Raw genomic sequence first — 22,596 nt, forward strand, 5'->3', positions numbered from 1 at the left:
TACACAATTCGGTGCGTTACGCTCCGCGATAACACACCCTACAAAAAAAAAGACGCTGCAATCAATGCAACGTCATAATCAACATAATCTATTCAAAAAATACCGTTGTCTACAGATTTTCTAACCCAACTGACTCAACCAATTGCTAACGTCTACTTTTAACTTTTTTCCCAATTTCAAAAGTTGGCGCAATTGATTTTTATCGGTATCGTTCAAAAGTTGAGCAACAGTTTTTGGCAGTATTCGAGCTTGCAAACAGTTGAAATACAATTCTTGGGAACGCTCTAGAGAAATACCCAAGTTTAAATATTGTTCTACTTCAATTAATCTTTCCAAGCGCTGTATCTGAAATTCAAAGCTACCGTTGGCATCGTATAATAATTGCCATAATAAACGCAAACTCAATAGCTCTAACAACTGCTTTCCTTCGGGAAGATTGAAATTACAGCGTAGATGTTTCGCTTCGTTAGCGATCGCCTCTAATTCTACCAGATGATTCCAGCTTAATTGTGGTTCGTCAATATCTTGCTCTAAAGCACGCAATGTGTTCATACACCTATATTCTAAGGCAATTTCTGCGGCTGCCTGTAATTCTTTAGGTGCTTGTAATCCATCTCTGTGGAATGCCATCAGCACTCCGTAATTATCCCTATAAGTCTGGGTATAAAGTTGGTCTACTCTTGCTAAGGTTTCTTGAGTCAATAACCCCATTAATCTATGACGTTCTTCGGCAAAGAGATTTTGTAAGTTGAAGGATTCTTCACCAAATAATTGGGTCATTACCAAAATGGTATGAGCTGCACTACCCTGCTGTAAGGCATTTAATAGTTTGTCTTTGAGTTGGGTGTAGCTGCGTTTTCCTTCAAATGGTTGGATGCAGCAGTGGAAATCCCAGCCACCTAAGTGCAATACAGCAAAGGTCATTTGCTGACTTTCCCAGGTAACTTCGGATACTAATTTCAAATGACCTACCGCTAAAGTTATCGAACCCAAACGCTGTAACTGATGGTCTAATTCATCTGCTGTATAGCAATAAATCTGTTTGTGCTGGAGTATTGAATCTTGAAGATTATTTTTTTCCGCCAGCCCAGACCATTTTTCTAATGGTCGGTGTCCGTTAAATAAGGAAGTAATTGCGTAGTGAGCAGCCACCTGCTTGAAGCTAATTTGAGATGGCAGAACTAATTGGCGATAAACTTCAGCACCAGTTCTAAAACTATCGATATTACTGGGGGCAAGTTCAAGTAACTCTAGAAAACCTTTTTCTAATTGTACCCCTGCAACTTCTGCTGCTAATTCCATCGCACGGGCTGCGTAGCGAAGAATTTGAGTTCCTTCGGGACGGGAAAGTTCTTCAAAAAACCATCCGCAACTTGTAAACATCAATAACGAATGACGCTGCATTTCTAATAAACGTAAAGCGTCTACCTGTTCCGATGCTTGTAATTTATGCTTTTGATGACGATTTAGGAAGCCCGAAATATTGCTAGGACTCCGATCTAATACTACTTCGATATATTCATCCCGCGCTTTCCAAGCATCGCGAAAGTATTTACTACCTTGCTCCTGATAAACTTCTACCAATTGATCGCGCAGCCAATTGAGAGAATCGCGCAGCGGTCTGCGCCATTTTAAATGCCAACCTGGAGCACCACCGCAACCACAATCGTCTTGCCATCTATCAACACCGTGGGCGCAACTCCAAGCCGTGACGGGTTTTAATTCAACTTCCCATGTGGGAGTATTTAAGCTGAGATAGTGGGCAAAATTAGTTACCGTCCAACCCCAGTTCGGAAATTCTTGAGTAAAAGCATAAGCCAGAGTTTTCTCGGTACCTTTTTTATGATGTCCGAAGGTTTCTCCATCTGTCGCAACTGAAATTACTTGAGACTGACGGCGATCGCCACGAACTGCTGCACCGACACGTCCGGCAAAATGACTGGAATTATAAACTACATCGCTAAAACCCATATCTCGCGAAATGGGGCCGTCGTAGAAAAATATGTCAATATATCGACGTTCGGAATTACTGTTTCCTGAATTTTCTGATAGGTAACAGCGATAAGGGCGAGTGGGATCAATTTGATTCCCCCCTACTTCATGCCATTCTGATTCGGGATCGTCAGGAGTCGGAATCAAACGACAACGTTCGGCTTGGGAAGGTGCAAGAATAATGAAGCGGATACCTTCTGAAACCAGAGCTTCTAAAGTTGCATAATCGACAGCAGCTTCAGCCAACCACATACCCTCGGGATCGCGACCGAAACGGGAACGGAAATCTGCTTTGCCCCAGCGAATCTGGCTGAGCTTATCGCGCTCGCTCGCCAACGGCATAATAATGTGGTTGTATACTTGCGCGATCGCATTGCCATGACCGTTTAAACGCTGGCTACTTTTCTTATCTGCCTCGATAATTCGCTGATATACGTCAATATCGTAATTTTGCAACCATGACATCAATGTAGGTCCGATATTGAAGCTCATATACTCGAAGTTATTCTCGATCCCCACTACTTCCCCATGCTCGTTTAAGATTCTGGCAAAAGCATTGGGACGATAGCATTCGTGATGAATTCGCTCGTTCCAATCGTGAAATGGTGCCGCTCCCGGCTGACGCTCAATCGCGTTTAAATAAGGATTTTCTCGTGGTGGCTGATAGAAATGACCATGTACCGTAACATAGACTCCCGCAGCCGTTTTTACTGGATCTAAATTGCGGGGATCGGTTTTTTCATTATCAATCAAATTTGCACCAACAGAAGTTGGTAACTCGTGCCGAGAAGTCATGTAGAGTTATTCCTTTAAGAGGTAAACTTGCAATTGCACCGAACAAAACCTAAATGTTTTCTTGCGTAACGGTATTTTCAGAAATTAGTGATGAAAACTTTACAAAAATAATTAAATTTCGAGGTTGTTTGGGCGCGATTGGGAAAGGCAGATACATCAAAATTTATACTAAATGCCTGTCATCTAATTTTCAAGGAGTCATGCAGACAAACTATAACAAAGAATTAGCTGTTATATTGTTAACTGAATATCACGAGCAAAATTTTCCTGTAAAAATAGGTGGGAAAATATTAACCCTCTTTTAATACATTAAAGCTCCTAAATCAGTATAGGATACATTCTGCATTTTTGATTTATGCAAAAAAAGATTGCCTACACTACGTAAAACGTAATCTTATTTTATATATCCGGAGAAAAAATCAAAACAGTAAAATCTCGGAACCACTTAACTATGGGGTTTGGAGTATCTTGGAGTGAGGTCGTAAAGTCTTAATATATTCAATTAGTACAAGGGATTGATGCTTGAATAAAAAAGCGAAGGAATAGTCTTGTAATGCTGAGCGTAAATGTGAGCAAAATAGATAACTACTTCTTTGGATACGAGACAACGCTATGCTGCTTATTATATAAGACTTGCGCTGAATAACTCACGTCAACTTCAGGTGACAAATGTCTGGAAAAAAGATTTTATTTTTGGTTCTGCTGGCTTTTATTCCCGTTTCTCTGGGAGCAAAGTATCTTGAATGGGGAGATTTAGTTATATTTATAACGGCTGGATTGGCGATTATACCTCTAGCGGCTTGGATGGGTACGGCTACAGAAGAAATTGCTGTAGTAGTAGGACCTTCTCTGGGGGGCTTATTAAATGCTACCTTTGGTAATGCAACAGAATTAATCATTGCTTTAATTGCTCTCAAGGCTGGTTATGTAAGCGTAGTGAAAGCAAGTATCACGGGTTCGATTATTGGTAACTTGCTTTTGGTAATGGGATTTTCGATGCTTTTGGGGGGAATTCGCTACAAAGAACAAACGTTTCAATCGTTAATAGCGCGAATGAATGCAGCCGCTATGAATTTGGCAGTAATTGCTATTTTGGTACCAACGGCAGTTAACTATACTTCAGAGGGAATTAGCGAAACTACTTTGCAAAATCTTTCTCTTGCTGTTGCTGTAGTTTTAATAATTGTTTATTTATTGACTTTGTTATTTTCAATGAAAACTCACTCCTACTTATTTGATGTAGGTGTGGCAGAAACAGAAGCAATGGAAACCCTTCACAATCCTCCAAATCTATGGTTATGGGTTGGAGTCTTACTTGCATGTACTTTGTGCGTAGCCTTTGAGTCAGAATTGTTAGTGGATTCTTTAGAAGTTGCAACGTCAAAACTCGGTTTAACAGCACTATTTACTGGAGTTGTTATAGTACCCATTATTGGTAATGCCGCAGAACATGCGACAGCAGTTACCGTAGCGATGAAAAATAAAATGGATTTGTCGCTTTCTGTGGCAGTTGGTTCTACGATGCAGATAGCTTTGTTCGTTGCTCCCATTTTAGTGATAATTGGGAAGTTTATGGGGCAACCAATGGACTTAGATTTCCATCCGTTTGAATTAGTCGCCGTTGCTGCGTCAGTATTAATTGCAAACAGTATTAGTTCTGATGGCAAATCGAACTGGTTGGAAGGAACTTTACTTTTGGCAACATACGCTGTTTTAGGATTCGCTTTCTTCTTCCATCCTGTAATTGAAGGAATCGGGTAAGCAGTTATTAGTTACCAGTACTCCACCACATTAATTTTGCTGGGTGTATTGCAAAAACAAGAAGGCTTTTTCTAGCCCTTCTCCCCCCAATACTAATCGGCTAAGCAAATTAAACTCGTTTTCAGATCCCCCAACTCCCTCAAAAAAGGGGTCTTGTTTCCCTCCTTTCTAAGGAGGGCTAGGGAGGATCTCGTCTTAACTGACAAGTATTGCGTCTCCCCCTTCCCTAAACTCACCCGTTAATTTTTATGGAACTAAAGTGGAGCATCTTACTTCCTAGCTCCCAATCTCCCCCTAACGGGTACTGCGAACAGTTATTACTCCTTATTAAGCTGTAAATATGTCTTATTAGTTCATGGAGGTGTGAACTTTAACCACAGATAAACTTTTTATCTGTGGTTTTTTCTGAAATTAGATCGCATCAACTCATTATTGGTGTAAATTTAATTAACTTGAAAAGCTATTCGCACACAGAGGCAATTGCTCGATTGTCTAGATAAGGTGTAATTAAGAATTTGCTATGGAAGAAAATACCAGTCAAAAACTACCAATGATATTAGAAGCAACTGCTGTGAATAGATTACCTACTTTGCGTTTTGGGGATAGAGGAAATTCAGTAAGGATTTTGCAGCGACTTTTAGTTGCTAAACGCTACCCTATTAGTGTTGATGGTGATTTTGGGGTTTTAACGGAAACTGCTGTTAAAGCTTTTCAAAGCCGTCGTGGTTTAAGAGTGGATGGTATTGTAGGTCCTAGAACTTGGCGAGCTTTATCTGCTTAAAATAAAATACGAGGGAGAATAATTAAAATTATTTATTGCCTTTATTTTGTTTCTCAAGCTCTAATTATACCTAATGCACTAAGAAGGAGAAATTCCTGGAAATCAAAGTGATGTAGATGTATACGATCTCATTAGTTTGAATCAATTAATCACTACGCATTTTTCCTGGCATTTTTTTTTGATTGATTGCGATTCAGTAGATTTAACAAGAGGTAATTTAACAGTAAATGTAGAGCCTTCTCCAACTCCCGGACTTTCTACGCAAACGCTGCCACCATGTAATTCAACTATATGACGTACAATTGATAATCCCAGTCCAAGTCCATTGTGCGCCCTGGTGCTGGAACTATCACCTTGACAAAAACGGTCAAAAACATAGGGAATAAACTCGGAATTTATACCCATTCCCGTATCGCTGACTTGAATTACGGCATAAGATAATTCATCATCGTTTGTTTTTTCTTCTAACAAATGTACTTCTACACAACCACCACAAGAGGTAAACTTAATCGCATTGGAAAGTAAATTCCACATGACTTGTCTTAAACGCTGACTATCACCAGCAACTAAGAAATCACTGTTTTTCAGTATCGCTTCATGGGGAACAGGAATTGTATTAAGAGATGCAATATGTTTTAAGGAATCAAAAGTATCTGCAAATTCTGCATTCTCTATATGTTCATTCATGTCTAAACTTTTGTGAATTGATAATTTGACCTCTAATTTCTTAGCAAGACTTGCCGAACGCAAATTTTCAATGGCTGTAACAATTATCGAAGCTAAATTACAATCTTGGATTGTAAGTTGCATTTTACCTTGAATTGTTCGCGATATATCAAATAATTCTTCAATTACATTATTGAGTTCTCTAGAATTACGCTCAATAGATTCTAATGCTCTTGATGTGGTGATTTCGTCTAGCTTGCGGACTTGTAAATACTGCGCCCATCCTAAAATACTATTCAACGGCGATCGCAATTCGTGAGATAAAATAGCCAGGAATTCATCTTTGATGCGATTTGCTTTTTGCAACGAATTGAGCAAGTTAGCCCGCTCAATAGCAATGGCTATTTGGTTGCAAACTGCCTGCATCAAAATTACTTCATCATCAATAAATGCCGAACGAGTACGACTAGCAAAGCTGATAGTACCTAAAAGCTTTTCTTGAACTATTAATGGACAAGAGTAATAAGCTAAAATACCTAAATTACGAATTGATTGCGTATCTAAATCTTCCGATTGGGGCGCATTTTCTATATTTATAGGGCTGCGCTTCTGAGCTGCGGTACCGCTAACTCCTTCGCCAAATTTGTATTGTTGAAAATCTTTTGCTTCAGAGAAAGTGATTCCACTATAAGAAGTTAATTTTATTCCCTGACAGTTTTTATCAACTAAATAATATAAATAGCAGTCTAAATCTAATTGCTCTGCAATTTCATGGTAAAGTTCTTCGATTAATTCTTCTGGTTGTTCCGAAGCAGTTAAATCTTTTGTTGTCTCAAATACTAATTTAAGTCTTTCGTTTTCTAAATCCAATGATTCTTCTAGCTGCTTTAGCTTGCCAATATCCTCAAATAAAGCAATACAGGTAGATGGATAACCAGGCATGGGGGGCAATGTATCTGCAAATACCTTTACTGGATAAACCTTATCTCTTTCATGCCAATTAATCTCAAGTCCTTCAAGTTTTTCACCTAAAGCAACTCTTATGGTTGGTGAAAGTTCGCTAGGAATAAGTTTTCCTTCAGTATCGGTAAAACGGTACAATTTACTATAATCTTCCCGAGACTGTGCTAAAGGAAATTGACCACCAGCCATTTCATTAGCAGCTTGATTGGCAAAGGTAACTTTAGCTGTTCCCGGTTCAACTAATAGCAGGGGCACCGGCATGATATCAAATAAGCTCTTTAACCAAAGCTGCCCAAAAATAGAATTTTCTTCGGTGTGGTTACATTCGCTCACATAAAAGATATACTTATGCGGCTTACCTTGTGTTTCTAAATGATTCCGGCTAAGTTTCACTTTAATTTGCCTACCATCAGCACAAATTAAATATTTAATATATGTCTTGCAATTTTCTACAGATTGAAATTGATAACAATCATTATTATCTATATCCTTAAGCTCTGATGGAGCAATATCAAACCAATTTAATTTACCTGCTTGCAAGCAGGTAAAATTATATCCTGTAATTCTCAGAAATTCATCGTTTGCAACATTAATACTACCATCGATATTTACTTCTGCAATACCTACAAGGCTGGCATCGACTAAACTTTTAAACTTAGCTTCATTTTCCCTTAATGCATCTACTGCTTTATCGCGTTGAGTGCAGGCAGCTTCAATTATCTTTGTAGCTCTCCCAACCAATATTACAAGAACAGCTATTGCTATCAAAGCTTCAGCTAGAATTACAAAAGCCGAATCAGATACCAAAATTTCTTTATCCCGAGTAAATAACCACCCTGTTCCACAAAAAATTGCAACAACGATAAGCGATACTAATATACGCGCAATTTTCACAAATTGTGAATGCACCATATCTTGACCCGAATTAGTTTGGCGTAAGTGGTTAATGTAAGACATTGATTATTTCATCACCGCATCTATCCCAAGCGATAAGTTTTGGTAATTCTAATGAATGGAGTATATATTTTCAATAGTATGATATGTTACTCCTGGGTAGGGATTGCATCTACCTTTGTACAGATTTTATTGTTTTAAGTAAAAAGTCAAAAAATGTATAAATATTAATTAAATTTATTTCACTATTTGCTGTCTATCTAACTGTAAGATGCCTGTATTTATGCTTAATCTAGATACAGCGGATATTTTAGCGGTAATTAACTTTATAGGTCTAATTGTAGATTGACAAGATTAAAATTTAGTTGAGCATTATATAAGACTAATATTACACATAAATATTTCACACATGTGTCAATTAAAGTTAGAGTTAAACCAAATTTAAAAAAAAGTGTCAAATAGAAAACAATTATGGTTATTTAGTACTTGATATGCCATAAAAATAATCGTTTTAAGGCAGTAGGCAGTCGGCAGTCGGCAGTAGGGGAAGAAGTAAGGCATTAACTTATAATGTTAACTAAAAAAATATTAAACGACTGACGGGACGAGCATTTAGAGTATTTAAATTTTGAATTTAGCATACTAGCAACTGAAGAGCCGCAATTATAGGTATTATCCAAATACAAAATAATTAAAAAGTATTTATTAAATATTGACATTTGAAGCGAACACAAGTAAAAAGCTATATTTTAATACTCGTAATTTACCAAAGAGATAAATAGCAAGACTAATAGAGGTCGAGGGACAAGTATTGACAGGAAGCTAGGATTTTGAATGCTCGTCTCAAGCGCGACATAAATTATCTTCTCAGAAATCATTTACACGAAATGCAGCAAGTGTTAGTTAAAACCCATAAAAATTTTGAGATAGTAGACTACATCGATAAAATCAGACATTTTAGGGAACAGTTTTTTGTTTGTCTTGCGTCATGAGGGGAAAGAGAATCGTTCGTTATACCCGGTTTGCAAACTTCCGAAATAATTCGTAGTTATCAATTGCTAACTGGTGATTACTTATTTTAGCGATAATCACCAAAAGCTAATTGAAAATTGCAATATTTCAGCCTACCTATACTGTAAATGTTAAGATATTTTTCAATATCTGGGCTTTTTCCCCTTTTCATTCAGGCAATAGGTGGGTTAACAATGTGGTGTATGTGTTTCAAATAATTCAAACGTTATGCCTAGAAGTGCAAGTGAATACGCAGTATACCTATTAATGGAAAGTGGACACCGGGAAGAAGTGCGTTTTCCGACAATTCAAGAGTTTCAGAAGTGGTACAGTGGCGAACTTATGCCCAAGGCTGCTTCTGATGACTTTATAAACGTACCAATAAAGAATATAAGCGGCGAATACATGGTACTTCGTCCTTCTAAGGTTGTTGCGATTCGAGTCGAGCCGATATTTAGTTCTAGTATTGAAAGATAGATTTACATAAATGATGAGAAAAACCCTTGCTTTGTTTTCCTTGAGCCTGGGAATTGCTTTAGTTAGCCCGCTACGTTCGGTTGTAGCTCAGGTGCCTATTATGACACCGCCGCCGCTGCCAAGTTCTCCTAGAAGAACAGTTCCGCAACCACCGCGACCTGTCATAATACCTACTATTCCGCCGAGAGTACCGCAACCGCAGCGACCATTAGAGTTAAGTCCAGTAACTCCGGTACCTCCACTAAAACCAATTGGCTTATCCGACAACTGTACGCCTAGATACGCTTGTTTGGGTTGGGATGAGCAACTTTTTTGGGGTGGAAAAGGCAAAGGTAAAGCTGGCGATCGCTGGGCATTGATTCAATCAATTAACAATAGTTTGGGTTACTTGGAAAAACCCAGCGCGGCCAAAAAATATCAAAATTATCCCGTCAAGGAAATTACGTTAGATCGAGTGCGGCGTAGTTTATTACGTTTTCGCGAATTGGTGCGTAAATCGAAATCCGCAGCAGAATTGCAAAATGCAGTTAGACGCGAGTTTCAGTTTTACAAATCAACCGGTAACGACGGCAAGGGTACGGTTAAATTTACCGCATATTATAAGCCGGTTTACGAAGCAAGTCGCGTTCGTACCGAAGAGTTTAAGTACCCCCTTTATCGAATACCTCCTGACTTTAAAGAATGGCAAAAACCACACCCTACAAGATTAGAACTTGAAGGAAAAGATGGTTTGTTAGGTGAAGATAGCCGTTTAAACGGGTTGGAGTTATTTTGGTTTAAAAACCGCTTTGATGCATACTTAGTTCATATCCAAGGTTCCGCAAAACTTAAGTTAACCGATGGTACCGTTACAGGTGTCGGTTACGCTGGTGCAACCGATTATCCTTGGACGAGCATTGGTAGAGCATTACTCAATGACGGAAAAATAACCCGCAAACAGACCACAATGCCCGGTATTATTAACTTTTTCCAGCGAAATCCCCGCGCTATGGACGATTATTTGCCGGTTTGGGAGCGTTTTGTTTTCTTTAGAGATAAAGGTAATATACCTGCTATCGGTAGTATCAACCTACCACTTACTCCAGAGCGTTCCATCGCTACAGACAAATCTTTAATGCCTCCCGGTGCGTTAGCATTAGTCAACACTAGATTTCCTTATGTTGGATATGGTGGAAGATTAATCTATCGCAAAGTTAGTAGATTCGTACTAGACCAAGATACAGGTAGCGCTATCAAGACACCTGGAAGAGTTGATTACTTCATGGGCACCGGGAAAGTTGCGGGCGATCGCGCTGGAGTTACAGGTGGTAACGGAACGTTATACTATTTGCTGCTAAAGAAATAAGAATGAGTATAGGGCATAGGGCATAGGGCATAAATAAACCTTTGTTAAAGCCTTCCAATACGAAAACCTATCAATATTCCTTCGTAGTGAGGAGTTACTGAAAATTTGTGACTCTTCACTCCTTATTTTTATAGATGATTTATGCAATACTTTTCGATGTGCAATTAAAAATAATTAGTAAATTTTCTCTTCCCAGTTCCCCATTCCCATTCCCAATGCCCAATACCCCATTCCCAATTATTTGACGAACAAACTTTCTACTAAAAACGACAAATAAAACAGCCTTGTAAATAGTTCTTACTCGAATTACAAAAATGAAATTCAGCGAAATAGTCCAAAAACTGGGTGAAACTGCCATTAATTCTAGTATATGTAGCTTACCGCATCTCGATCCAGACATTACTACACTCGCCGCCATTGATGAAGCCACAACTGGCACTATTAGTTATATAGAAGGCGCAAAATTTGCTGGTGCCTTAGATAATACATCTGCTAATGCCTTAATTTTACCTGCCGATGAAACATTACAGTCAAAAGCACAGGAAAAAGGAATTGCTTGGATAGCGGCGAAAGAACCGCGATTGTTGTTTGCTAAAACAATCAACATATTTTATCAACCTTGGCAGCCCGCTCCAGGAATTCATCCCAGCGCCGTAATTCACGAAAATGCAAAAATTGGTAAAGATGTTTATATTGGTGCCCATGTCGTAATTGAGCAAAATGTAGAAATTGGTAACAACGTCTGCATTCATGCCAATGTGGTGATTTATCCAGATGTAAAAATTGGCGATCGCACTGTTTTACACGCTAACTGTACCGTTCAGGAACGTTCTCGCATTGGTGCCGATTGCACGATCAATAGCGGTACGGTTATCGGTGCTGAAGGCTTCGGTTTTGTTCCCACAAAAGAAGGCTGGTTCAAGATGGAGCAGTCTGGCTATACAGTTTTAGAAGATAAAGTCGAAATTGGCTCTAATAGTGCGGTAGATCGTCCCGCCGTGGGAGAAACTCGTATTGGTCGCAATACGGTTATTGATAATTTAGTACAAATAGGACACGGTACAAAAGTTGGTTTTGGCTGTGCGATCGCCGGACAAACAGCAACAGCCGGAGGAGTCCGAATAGGTAATCGCGTGATTATTGCAGGACAATCGGGAATCGCCAATCAAGTCAAAATCGGCGATGGTGCGATTGTATCCGCAAAAGCCGGAGTTCATAGCAACGTCCCACCAGGAGAAATTGTCTCAGGAAACCCAGCGATACCTTACAAAATATATTTAAAATCCAATGCGATTATTCAAAAATTGCCAGAAATTTATCAGTACATCAGAAAATTGCAGCGCAAGTTTAAGGAATAGGCTAACTTAAGGAAAGGAGGCTCTGCCTCCAGTTATTAATAAATATGCCAGATATTAAACACCCGATTTTTTATAAATAATGCTTTTTCCACCCACCAACTCTAATAAGATTCTGGATGTTCCGAGGAAAGAAGCTTGATGTGAATTAATTTGATTTATAGATTAGCCAAAAATTTGTAGACTTAGTGATATCACGTCTCTCCAATCCTCTAAGAATACCGAATTTGTAGAATCAATCGATTGCTATTTTTGGGTAATTTTAATCTATGAATACAAGATGGATCTTGGAAAAAACCAAATCCAGCATTGCCTGTAATTGTAAGCTGCTCCGAACGGTTGTAATAACGCCATACATCTGCTTCTTTTTGAATATTTGAGCGAAAAAGCATTTTTAAAGGTTTGCGGTTATGCGATTTCTTTATCATAATGTGAGGACCTGTATTTTCTTCGACATCGGTAATAAAGAAACTAACAGTTACGAAGTTTAATCCAGCAACGTCGTAATGAAAATTTGTCGGTGGATATAATTTCTGAGTTTCAGCTTCATCTAAATCGGAAGCAAAACTCCAAGTTAAGTGGCGGGTGATTAAAGTCGGATAATAACCGAGATATTTTCTGGCGATTTCAATTAACATGCCATCGCGGACAATTTTATCTATAGTCGCGCATTTATCTAGATTGCTGACAAGCCCGCGCATAACCTGTCTTCCTTTACCTTGCAAACACCCGTTTTTGATATCCGAAGCCAAGAAAAAGCCATCATGCTTGGGTTCGGTACAGGGATTTAAATGAGCGAACGAACGAATTTTTTCAACAGCATTTGAATTTAGCTGCAATCCTAGATGTACTCCAGTTTCTTGAATATTATCTACGCATTCATCAAGTTGAGGGGGAGAAATTACTGAAGTATTGCTGATGTTTAATTTTTGTTGATAAAAATGAGGATTAGAGCGCTGTAAATGATTTTGAACAATGCTGTATCCACGACGAATTGTTTTGAATCTTCCTAAAGATTGCCAGCGCTTGCTGCTACCGATTCTTTTAGCAAAATCATTACTTTCATCAAGTTGACTTTTTTGCTTTTTTAATTGAATCAATGTACCAGTCATAATTTTTTCTTCTCAAAAGAAGTGGGTTTTCAACTGCATTAAATATGCAGCTACCCAGCGACCAAAAACAGAAGTTATTAGTAGAAATTCTGATAAATTAATGGTGTCTGAGTAATTTCTACAGTGCCATATTTTTTTATATTTTGACAATTGTTGAATATGCTTATGTTTTTTATAAATCTTTAATGAAAACTAAATACGATTAATTATTGTTTTTATATTTTTATAGATTTAATGAATCTGAATTCATATTATTTTAATCAAAGATACTCAATATAATGCCGATTATATTCCTGATAGTTAATAACGTTGATATCGGAAAAATAAACACAAATGTTAATACTGAAAAATATATAATTTTTTGCAAAAAAATAAGGATGCTCCCGACGCAACTATCATATTGTTCGCGTAGGGTGTGTGACGCTAGGAAATGAAAAGGTTTATAGCGTCACCTACTAAGCAGTAATTATGACAAAATCCTAGATTAAAATACAGTTATATCAATTCTCGATTTTTTGAATATTTATAGATGAAATTTTAGATAGCTAAACAATGAATACTATAATTATTTTGGGAATATTTTTATTTGCGATTCCACTACTATTAATAGAATGATTAGATACCGATACCGTAGATCAGAATTTAATTACGAAATGAGACGCGATATACCGCGTCTCTCCATACTAAAATCCTAATTTTTCTAAGATTGGTTTAGTAGAGACAATATGTCTTTGTAAACCAAGTTCTTTTGGACTAACTCCCAAAGCTAAAGCAACTAACTGCGGTAAATGCAATACTGGTAAACCTAAATTACGTCCGATAACTTTTTCTACCTCTGGCTGACGAGAATCTAAATTAAGGTGGCATAAAGGACAAGGTGTAACCAAACAATCCGCACCTGCTTCTATGGCTTCTGAGATATGCTTTCCTGCCATCTGAAAAGACTGAGTCGTAGCATAACTCGAAAGCGGCCACCCACAGCATTTAGTACGCCCTTGATAATAAATAGGCTCCGCCCCTACCATACGAAACACATTTTCCATCGCTTCTGGTTTAAAAGGATCGTCGTAGGTTGTATTTTGAGCGCGGAGTAAATAGCAGCCGTAAAAAGCCGCGCATTTCAGATTGCTTAATTTTTTGGTGACTCGCTTTTCTATTTCTTCTAAACCATAATCGTTTACCAAAGCGTAAAGCAGATGCCTGACTTCGGTACTTCCTTGATAAGGAGAACAGCTTTCTTTTTGCAACAAACTGTTAACTTTATTTAAGTAATCGGGATTATTTTGCTTGGAAGCTTTAAGTCGTTCATCTACATGACCGATAACACCTTGACAAGTGCTGCAATGAGTCAGTAAAGGCAGATTTAATTCCTCAGCTAAAGAAATATTTCTAGCATTGACTGTATCTTCTAATAGTTGTGAATCTTCCTTGAAAGTTCCAGAGCCACAGCAAGCAGCTTTCTTTAATTCAATTAGTTCAATGTTTAAAGCTTTAGAAAGAGCAACGGTAGAAGAATGTAGCTCTCGACAAGCTCCTTGAGCAACACAACCTGGAAAATAAGCGTATTTAAGCATTTGGAATAGAATACAATTTGAACAAGAAGGAAAAGTGAAAATTTAATCAGTCCGCTCTGGGGTTGCCGAATCGGAAGGGGAAGAAAGGTAATCTTGCCACTGGCGCGAGCTTTACCGAACCGACCGAATCGAGAAGTAGTTTGTCTCCCCATGCAGAGAAAAACTGACATGTATGGGAAATGTTTCCCCGAGAGTTACTTCCATGGAAGCAGCTTTAAGTAGGTCGTAAGAAGTTAAATTTACTCTATGGAGTTGAGTGCTTGTGTGGTATCAAGTGCTTTATTCTTTATGATTGGTGATGGTCGTCCATCTAAAATCAGTTTTATCATTGTCGTTCTCTTTTTAGTAGCTTTGAGTGTATATACCAATAATTAGTAACATTCAAGAAAAAAAAGCATAAAAATTGCCACGATAGAAACATATACATCGTGTATGAGAACGCGCTTTCCGATAAGATGTATATGCTCAAAACGGTGACAGCCATCAAGAGCGAATTCAAGCAACATAGCCGAGGTATTTAATCTATGAGCCAAGCGGAAATTTTTGACAAAGTAAAGAAAATTGTTGCGGAACAATTAGGTGTTGAAGATGAGAAAATCACCCCAAATGCCAATTTCGCCAATGATTTAGGGGCTGATTCTTTGGATACGGTCGAACTAGTAATGGCTTTGGAAGAAGAATTTGATATTGAAATTCCTGACGAAGCCGCGGAAAAAATTACTACAGTTCAAGAAGCAGTTGACTACATTAATGAAAAAGTCGCCGCATCCGCCTAGCATCAGGAATGAGTAATAGATAATTGGGGATTGGGGAACGGAAACGGTTGATGCGTTAGTAGAAAAAAGTTGGTAGAAAATCTAATTCAAACTTTTATGTCTCGCTAACTATTACAATTTTCTTATCCCTAGTTCCTAATTTCTAATTACAGGTTCCTATGTGTTGTTCTGCAACGTAGGTCGAGCCACCATAACTATCATCATGACAGAATTTAAACGTAAGCGCGTTGTTGTAACTGGTGTTGGCGCGATTACACCGATTGGTAACACACCAGAAGAATATTGGGAAGGATTAGCCAGCGGTCGTAATGGCATCGGTAAAATTACTTTCTTTGATGCTTCAAATCATGATTGCCATATTGCTGGTGAAGTGAAGAATTTCGATCCTCATAATTACATGGATCGCAAAGAAGCTAAGCGGATGGACCGATTTGCCCAGCTAGGGGTTTCGGCAGCAAAACAAGCTGTTAAAGACGCAAATTTGACCATCAATGATTTGAATGCAGAACAAATCGGAGTCATACTTGGCTCCGGGGTGGGTGGCATCAAGGTTATGGAAGATCAGCAAACGATTTATCTTGACCGGGGTCCCAACCGCTGTAGCCCTTTCATGATACCGATGATGATTGCCAATATGGCTGCGGGGTTAACGGCAATTCATACTGGAGCTAAAGGACCTAATGCCTGCCCGGTTACAGCTTGTGCTAGTGGTTCCAATGCTATCGGTGATGCTTTTCGCATTATTCAAGACGGATATGCTCAAGCCATGATTTGTGGCGGCACTGAAGCTGCAATTACACCTTTATCTATTGCTGGTTTTGCTGCTGCTAGAACGCTTTCTACACGTAACTCGGAACCCGAAAAAGCCAGCCGTCCGTTTGACAAAGACCGCAATGGCTTTGTTATGGGTGAAGGTGCAGGTATTTTGATTCTTGAAGAACTCGAACATGCTTTAAGTCGTGGTGCCAAAATTTATGCCGAAATGGTTGGCTATGGCATGACATGTGATGCTTACCATATGACTTCACCCGTACCAGGTGGAAAAGGTGCTGCAAGAGCTATACGTTTAGCACTCAAAGACGGCGGACTTACACCAGAAATGGTTACATACATCAACGCCCACGGTACCAGCACCCCCGTAAATGACCCCACCGAAACTGCTGCCATGAAAGAAGTTTTGGGAGAACATGCTTATAAAATAGCAGTTAGTTCTACCAAGTCTATGACCGGCCATCTTCTGGGCGGTTCTGGAGGCATCGAAGGAGTAGCAACAGTATTAGCGATCGCCAATAATCGAGTTCCTCCAACAATTAATTTGGATAATCCAGACCCCGAATGCGATTTAGATTATGTTCCAAATGAAAGTCGCGCTCTGGATATTAAAGTAGCTCTATCCAATTCCTTTGGTTTTGGCGGTCACAATGTCACGCTGGCTTTTAAGAAGTACGCTTAATGAAGCAAGGATGAAGTATGAAACACCGTTTTCAAATTCATCCTTCATCCTTCATGTTTAATACTCGCTTATGGCGGCTTCAGTAAGGTGCATCTGCGCCTTGCTGAGCAAATTAGTTTAATTAAAAACGGAATAACTGTAGCAATCCTCTATACAATTAATCCCAAGTCCCTTCATAAAAATCTTGCGATGGTACCTCTTGTCCGTCAACAAGCAGCAATGGGATGATAATTATATAGCTATGCTGGGAAAATCAAAATAACCCCCGTGGCGAGCTACATAAAGCTACTAAATGAACGCTAACGTCGTTAAAAACAATCGTATTATGGCTGTTGCAACCCAAACCCAAACCCTCGAACAACTTTGTATCAACTCAATTCGCTTTTTAGCAGTTGATGCTGTAGAAAAAGCAAAGTCCGGACACCCCGGACTACCTATGGGCGCAGCGCCAATGGCGTTCGTGCTTTGGGATAAATTCATGCGGTTTAACCCCAAAAACCCCAAATGGTTCAATCGCGACCGCTTTGTTCTGTCTGCCGGTCATGGTTCTATGTTGCAGTATGCTCTGCTTTATTTAGCGGGGTTTGATAGCGTCAGCATAGAAGATATCAAGAACTTCCGTCAGTGGGAATCAAGCACTCCCGGACACCCCGAAAACTTCATGACATTAGGGGTAGAAATTACTACCGGACCTCTGGGTCAGGGAATTGCTAATGCAGTAGGTTTGGCAATGGCAGAAGCACATCTTGCTGCCATGTACAACAAACCCGATGCTAAAATAGTTGACCATTACACCTACTGTATTCTAGGTGACGGTTGCAACATGGAAGGTATTTCTGGTGAAGCTTGCTCTTTTGCAGGACACCAAGGTTTAGGCAAATTAATTGCCCTGTACGACGACAACCACATTTCTATCGATGGTTCCACCGACGTAGCATTTACCGAAGATGTTTCCAAGCGTTTTGAAGCTTACGGCTGGCACGTTCTTCACGTTAAAGATGGTAATAACGATTTAGACGCAATTGCTAAAGCTATCGAGGAAGCTAAGTCTGTCACTGACAAGCCCACCATGATTAAGGTGACAACCACTATCGGTTACGGTGCGCCCAACAAACAAGACACAGCAGGTATTCACGGTGCTGCTCTCGGTGCTGATGAAATCAAACTTACCCGCGAAAACTTAGGTTGGAAGCACGAGCCTTTTGTAGTACCAGAAGATGCTTTAAACCACATGCGTAAAGCAGTAGAACGCGGTGCTGGTTATGAAGAAGACTGGAATAAGACTTTTGCTGACTACAAATCCAAATATGCTAAAGAAGCAGCAGAATTTGAGCGTTATTTAACTGGCAAGCTTCCCGATGGTTGGGACAAAGTATTACCTACATACACCCCCGAAGATAAAGGATTAGCAACCCGTAAATACTCTCAAGATTGCCTCAACAAACTGGCATCAGTTTTACCAGAACTAATCGGTGGTTCGGCTGACTTAACTCACTCCAACCTAACCGAAATCAAGGAATCGGGAGAGTTCCAGAAAGGTCAACATCAAAACCGTAACGTCCACTTCGGCGTGCGCGAACACGGTATGGGCGGTATTTGTAACGGTATGGCTTTGCACGATTCGGGATTAGTTCCTTATGGTGCAACTTTCTTAATCTTTACAGACTACATGCGTGCTGCTATCCGTTTATCGGCACTATCGCATACTGGAACGCTCTGGGTTATGACTCACGATTCCATCGGACAAGGTGAAGATGGTCCTACCCACCAGCCAATTGAAACTTTAGCTTCTTTGAGAGCTATTCCTAACCTCAACGTAATTCGTCCAGCAGACGGAAACGAAGTTTCTGGGGCTTATAAATGCGCTATCGAAAGAGCTAAGAAAAAAGACCCCACTTTATTAGCGTTCACTCGTCAAGGTGTACCTAACTTAAAAGGTACTTCTATCGATAACGTGGCTAAAGGTGCTTATACCTTAGTTGATTGCGACGGAACTCCAGATATCATTTTGATTGGTACTGGTTCTGAAGTACAGCTTTGTGTGGGTGCTGCCGAAAAACTTTCCGGTGAAGGTAAGAAAGTCCGCGTAGTTTCTATGCCATCTTGGGAATTATTTGAAGATCAAGATGATTCTTACAAGGAATCCGTTTTCCCATCATCTGTTACCAAGCGGGTATCCGTAGAAGCTGCTGCTAGCTTCGGCTGGCACAAGTACATTGGTACTGAAGGCGCAGCTGTAAGTATCGACAGATTCGGTGCTTCGGCTCCTGGTGCAACTGTTATGGAAAAATTCGGCTTCACTGTTGATAATGTCGTAGCAACTGCTAAGAAAGTTTTGGGTTAATTTTTAGGTTAATTGGATAATTCAATAATTGAATAACTGTGTTTAAGGTGGGTTTAGTAGCCCGCCTTTTTTGTATTCAATTAGAATGTCAGCATCGATTAAAGTTAAAATATAATTGCTCAAATCGCGTATTTTAATCTTATACTTTTCCCTAAGATTAATTAAAAATAGATTCAAGTATTCTCGTTTTCTTTCATTAATTAATCCGTAAATATTTGATATCGTAAAACCTATTAGCCTGATGATAATATTGATTTTTATAAGGGTCTTTTTCACTAATTAAAGTAACTTGATGATGATAATACTGCAAACCTTTTAATGCGATTAAATCACTGTTATATTGTTTTATCGACTGCTACCTCCTCGACGACGACCTTCATCCGGCGAACCTAAATTTTGAGGAACTCTTTGAGCAACTACAGTGGGAATACTATTATTTTCAGCATCTGATGCTTGTATTAATTGGGTTGAATAAGCGCTTGCTTTTAGTGGGTTGCCAATAATAATGATGGGTATTAAAGAAATCAAGCAAGCTAATTTAGAATATCTTTTAGTTGAGTTTAGGAAAGTCATTGTTTTAAAATTTAGGAATCTGTATTTGCTACGCATCAGCACTTTTAATAACTTGGTGCGGATTCTAGCAATTATTCATTTCTATATTTTTGTAGTGATTCCTAAATCTGATTTATGCAAATTGAAATTGCTTTTACTGCTTTCCCGATTTTATTGTTACGGAATTTACAAAAATCGATAACCACTTATTCTTGACTACAACAGCACAAATAATTAAAGCTAAGGCATTGGGAACCAGGGGTATCCAACCTGCCTGAGTAAATATGCTACCGCAAAGTACAAAAAGTGTTATGAGTGAAACTGCGATCGCGATTCCTAAATAAACATTTCGACGTACGAACCAAGCGAGACTTGCTCCTAAAACAGACCAAGCAAAAACCCATAAAGCTTCTAGCCATTGGGGCAACCACCAAATCAAAGGTCTTTTATTTTCAACAGCACCGAGTATCTGGCTTATCATCTGCGCTTGTACGTATACCCCCGGAACTTGCCTTTGATTGTTTGACGATGATTTGCTATAGGGAGTTTTCCAATAATCGGCACTAGATGAAGCTGTAACTCCAATTAAGATAATTCGATTTTTAATCGATTCAATTGCTGAAGGTTCAATTTCATCTTCCAGAATCTTTTTGAGTGCAATTATAGGAGCAATTTTTTTGACTGAAGCTAAAGAACGATAATTAAGCAGTATTTGATAACCTTGTGCATCTATCTGCTGGTAGCCACCGCTATGGGATTTTAATCGCTTAAATACAACGTCGTTGATTACTAATTGATTTTCTTGATTAAATTTTGGCTCGTAACCTTTATCCTGTAAATATTTTTTTGCTAACAGATAAGTGAAAGCATATTCTGAATTACAAGGAGAATTGAGGGGGGGATTCAAAAATAAAAGTTGACGGCGGGGAATATCATCATCATCTGCGATAACATCACCAAAGCCGACTTGTTGCCTGGGAATCTCATTCGAGACAGAAACACCATCTCTACCGTCGTCGCTAACTGAAACTTTGCAAACTGCAAAAATACGATTGTCTTCTTGCAAACGTTTAACTAAATTGGGAAAATTATTATCGGTAGAAAAATCGCGATAAATATCTATACCAATCGCTTTTGGTTCGTATTTATCAAGTTTTACTAAAAGTTTAGCCAGCGCTTCATCTGACAGCGACCACCGCAGGTTCATTTTCTTCTCGTTTTGGTATTTAATATCGGCTTCGTCAATAGTAATTATTAACAAGCGTGGATCTGCTCTTTCTACAATTGGACGCAACCGCATTAAATGGTCGTAAGCTTTTAATTCCAGAGGTTGAAGAATTCCGAAATAACGCACTCCCATAATGCTAGCTGTTACAAGCAGGCTGGTTAAAATGATTAGTAAAATATTTTTGCGGGAATAAGCAGGTTCTTTTGCTCTAGTATTACTGTTGCTAAGATATTCCCCTCCACTATTTTCTTGTGTTTGAATTATTCCAGAACTTATCGGATTATTGTAGATAGGTTGATTGATTAAATTTTCGCTAATCAGACCTTTTTGCGTCCAAATTATTGGAGCTTCGGTAGGATTTTGACAGATTACTGGTAGCCAAGTAGCGCAGGGATAATTTGTTTCCAACACCTGCAATCTTTCTCTAGCAAAACGTACCGCAGTATATAAAGATTTTCCTTGAGAAAATTCAGCCAGAAAATATTTGAGAAAATCTTGAGCAACCAAATCTGGTACTGGTTCGCGCATTACAATTACTTGGGGAATCTGCAAATCCTGTAATTGCTGCGCTAGAGCCAAACTATCGCAGGAATTGAAAATTGCCAGCTTTAAACCACGTCCGATAGCTTGTTTGAGAGCGTACTTTATCTGCTCAATGGTAATTGTATCCGTTTGATTGATATATACCAAACCGTTATTTTTACCAGAAGTATGACCTGCAAAAAATAAAATATCCCAACCTTCTTGCCAAAGCTGCTCGTTTAAATCCGACAATAAAGGCTCTACTAAAAATTTAATTTCTGCTTGATGCGATAAATTTTCTAAAAAATTGCGGTCTTTATCAATATCAATTCCCGTGCTTTCACCAAATATTGCTAATATTTTGACTGTATTTCTTGGTCTATTAAAATCAAATCTATTTGGTTGTTTATGTTCGTAAGTACTTAAAGCGACTTCTGTTAAAAAATAATCTTCAAAAAAATTCCACAAATGCCAAGGTAACCGCCGAACAGAAATATCATTGCGACCGTTATTTTCGATGATGAAGCGTATTTCTTGGTTTGGCTTTAGCTGCGTGCGTAATTGACGCTCTATATTGCTAAACTCCGGCGAACTTAACCATGCATTAATTAAAGCTGATAGTTGATGACTTAAATCGGTTAAATCCAACGATGAAAAATTAGTAATATTCCCTTCTTCAATTTCTAATTCATCATCAATATCAATTTCTCGACTATTACCCAAACACATACTTTGGTAATAAGCAGCATATAGCGATCGCCAACCCTGGTAAATTCGAGCAATTTCCGGTGCAGGTGGCAAACTACCCCCTACTTTCATTTTATAAAACTTACCAGTCTCCCCTACTTGTACCGTAATTGCAGGGAAGCCTTCAAATAAATTACCTTGCCCCAAGCTTAAAATAACTAAGGTACTCATAAACTATCTACACGCATATTTAAATATCTTAGAAGACGGGATATACAGGAGGTATATTTATTTGTTTAGTTAATGTT

Annotated in this window: 15 protein-coding genes; 9 read left to right on the forward strand and 6 right to left on the reverse strand. The window is 38.8% G+C overall.

Annotation, left to right across the window (positions count from 1 at the left end; translation table 11 throughout):
* Positions 1-120 precede the first annotated feature (120 nt).
* Positions 121-2,787 (reverse strand): DUF3536 domain-containing protein, encoded by a 2,667-nt coding sequence (locus RIV7116_RS17465; protein WP_015119629.1) that lies wholly within the window; start codon positions 2,785-2,787, stop codon positions 121-123.
* Between the two features lie 53 nt (positions 2,788-2,840).
* Here RIV7116_RS17465 and RIV7116_RS17470 point away from each other — a divergent pair, with 53 nt between their 5' ends.
* The 3 genes from RIV7116_RS17470 (at position 2,841) to RIV7116_RS17480 (ending at position 5,329) form a co-directional block, all read left to right on the forward strand.
* Positions 2,841-3,092, forward strand: a complete 252-nt coding sequence (locus RIV7116_RS17470) for a hypothetical protein (RefSeq protein ID WP_015119630.1) — start codon at positions 2,841-2,843, stop codon at positions 3,090-3,092.
* 364 nt (positions 3,093-3,456) lie between these two features.
* Entirely contained in the window at positions 3,457-4,548 is a 1,092-nt protein-coding gene (gene cax, locus RIV7116_RS17475; RefSeq protein WP_015119631.1) for a calcium/proton exchanger, read from the forward strand.
* Between the two features lie 520 nt (positions 4,549-5,068).
* The gene (locus RIV7116_RS17480; protein WP_015119632.1) at positions 5,069-5,329 is read left to right on the forward strand and encodes a peptidoglycan-binding protein; all 261 of its coding nucleotides are present in this window, start codon (positions 5,069-5,071) and stop codon (positions 5,327-5,329) included.
* Positions 5,330-5,470: 141 nt separating this feature from the next.
* Here the strand turns inward: RIV7116_RS17480 and RIV7116_RS17485 are convergent, their stop codons facing one another.
* Positions 5,471-7,915, reverse strand: coding sequence for an ATP-binding protein (locus RIV7116_RS17485; RefSeq protein ID WP_015119633.1), 2,445 nt, complete (start codon positions 7,913-7,915; stop codon positions 5,471-5,473).
* Positions 7,916-9,091: 1,176 nt separating this feature from the next.
* Between RIV7116_RS17485 and RIV7116_RS17490 the strand changes: the two genes are divergently transcribed.
* From RIV7116_RS17490 to lpxD, 3 genes are all read left to right on the forward strand, one after another.
* Positions 9,092-9,340, forward strand: a complete 249-nt coding sequence (locus RIV7116_RS17490; RefSeq protein ID WP_015119634.1) for a hypothetical protein — start codon at positions 9,092-9,094, stop codon at positions 9,338-9,340.
* Between the two features lie 10 nt (positions 9,341-9,350).
* Positions 9,351-10,685, forward strand: a complete 1,335-nt coding sequence (locus tag RIV7116_RS17495; protein ID WP_015119635.1) for a murein transglycosylase A — start codon at positions 9,351-9,353, stop codon at positions 10,683-10,685.
* A gap of 314 nt (positions 10,686-10,999) precedes the next feature.
* Positions 11,000-12,043 carry a UDP-3-O-(3-hydroxymyristoyl)glucosamine N-acyltransferase gene (gene lpxD, locus RIV7116_RS17500; protein WP_015119636.1) on the forward strand — a complete coding sequence of 348 codons (1,044 nt, stop codon included), beginning with the start codon at positions 11,000-11,002 and terminating at the stop codon, positions 12,041-12,043.
* Between the two features lie 209 nt (positions 12,044-12,252).
* Here lpxD and RIV7116_RS17505 read toward each other — a convergent pair whose 3' ends face one another.
* The gene (locus tag RIV7116_RS17505) at positions 12,253-13,152 is read right to left on the reverse strand and encodes a hypothetical protein (protein WP_015119637.1); all 900 of its coding nucleotides are present in this window, start codon (positions 13,150-13,152) and stop codon (positions 12,253-12,255) included.
* A gap of 683 nt (positions 13,153-13,835) precedes the next feature.
* The gene (locus tag RIV7116_RS17510) at positions 13,836-14,738 is read right to left on the reverse strand and encodes a CoB--CoM heterodisulfide reductase iron-sulfur subunit B family protein (RefSeq protein ID WP_044291016.1); all 903 of its coding nucleotides are present in this window, start codon (positions 14,736-14,738) and stop codon (positions 13,836-13,838) included.
* A gap of 512 nt (positions 14,739-15,250) precedes the next feature.
* On the opposite strand from RIV7116_RS17510, the gene acpP reads away from it, so the two are divergent.
* From acpP to tkt, 3 genes are all read left to right on the forward strand, one after another.
* On the forward strand, positions 15,251-15,502 hold the full coding sequence (gene acpP, locus RIV7116_RS17515) for an acyl carrier protein (RefSeq protein WP_015119639.1): 252 nt from the start codon (positions 15,251-15,253) through the stop codon (positions 15,500-15,502).
* 202 nt (positions 15,503-15,704) lie between these two features.
* Entirely contained in the window at positions 15,705-16,955 is a 1,251-nt protein-coding gene (fabF, locus tag RIV7116_RS17520) for a beta-ketoacyl-ACP synthase II (protein WP_015119640.1), read from the forward strand.
* 292 nt (positions 16,956-17,247) lie between these two features.
* Positions 17,248-19,299 (forward strand): transketolase, encoded by a 2,052-nt coding sequence (gene tkt, locus RIV7116_RS17525; protein WP_015119641.1) that lies wholly within the window; start codon positions 17,248-17,250, stop codon positions 19,297-19,299.
* 345 nt (positions 19,300-19,644) lie between these two features.
* Here tkt and RIV7116_RS17535 read toward each other — a convergent pair whose 3' ends face one another.
* The gene (locus RIV7116_RS17535; RefSeq protein ID WP_015119642.1) at positions 19,645-19,872 is read right to left on the reverse strand and encodes a hypothetical protein; all 228 of its coding nucleotides are present in this window, start codon (positions 19,870-19,872) and stop codon (positions 19,645-19,647) included.
* A gap of 133 nt (positions 19,873-20,005) precedes the next feature.
* Complete coding sequence (locus RIV7116_RS17540) at positions 20,006-22,519, reverse strand: CHASE2 domain-containing protein (RefSeq protein WP_015119643.1); 2,514 nt, start codon at positions 22,517-22,519, stop codon at positions 20,006-20,008.
* Positions 22,520-22,596: the final 77 nt, after the last annotated feature.

The organism is Rivularia sp. PCC 7116, assembly GCF_000316665.1.
Lineage (GTDB): Bacteria > Cyanobacteriota > Cyanobacteriia > Cyanobacteriales > Nostocaceae > Rivularia.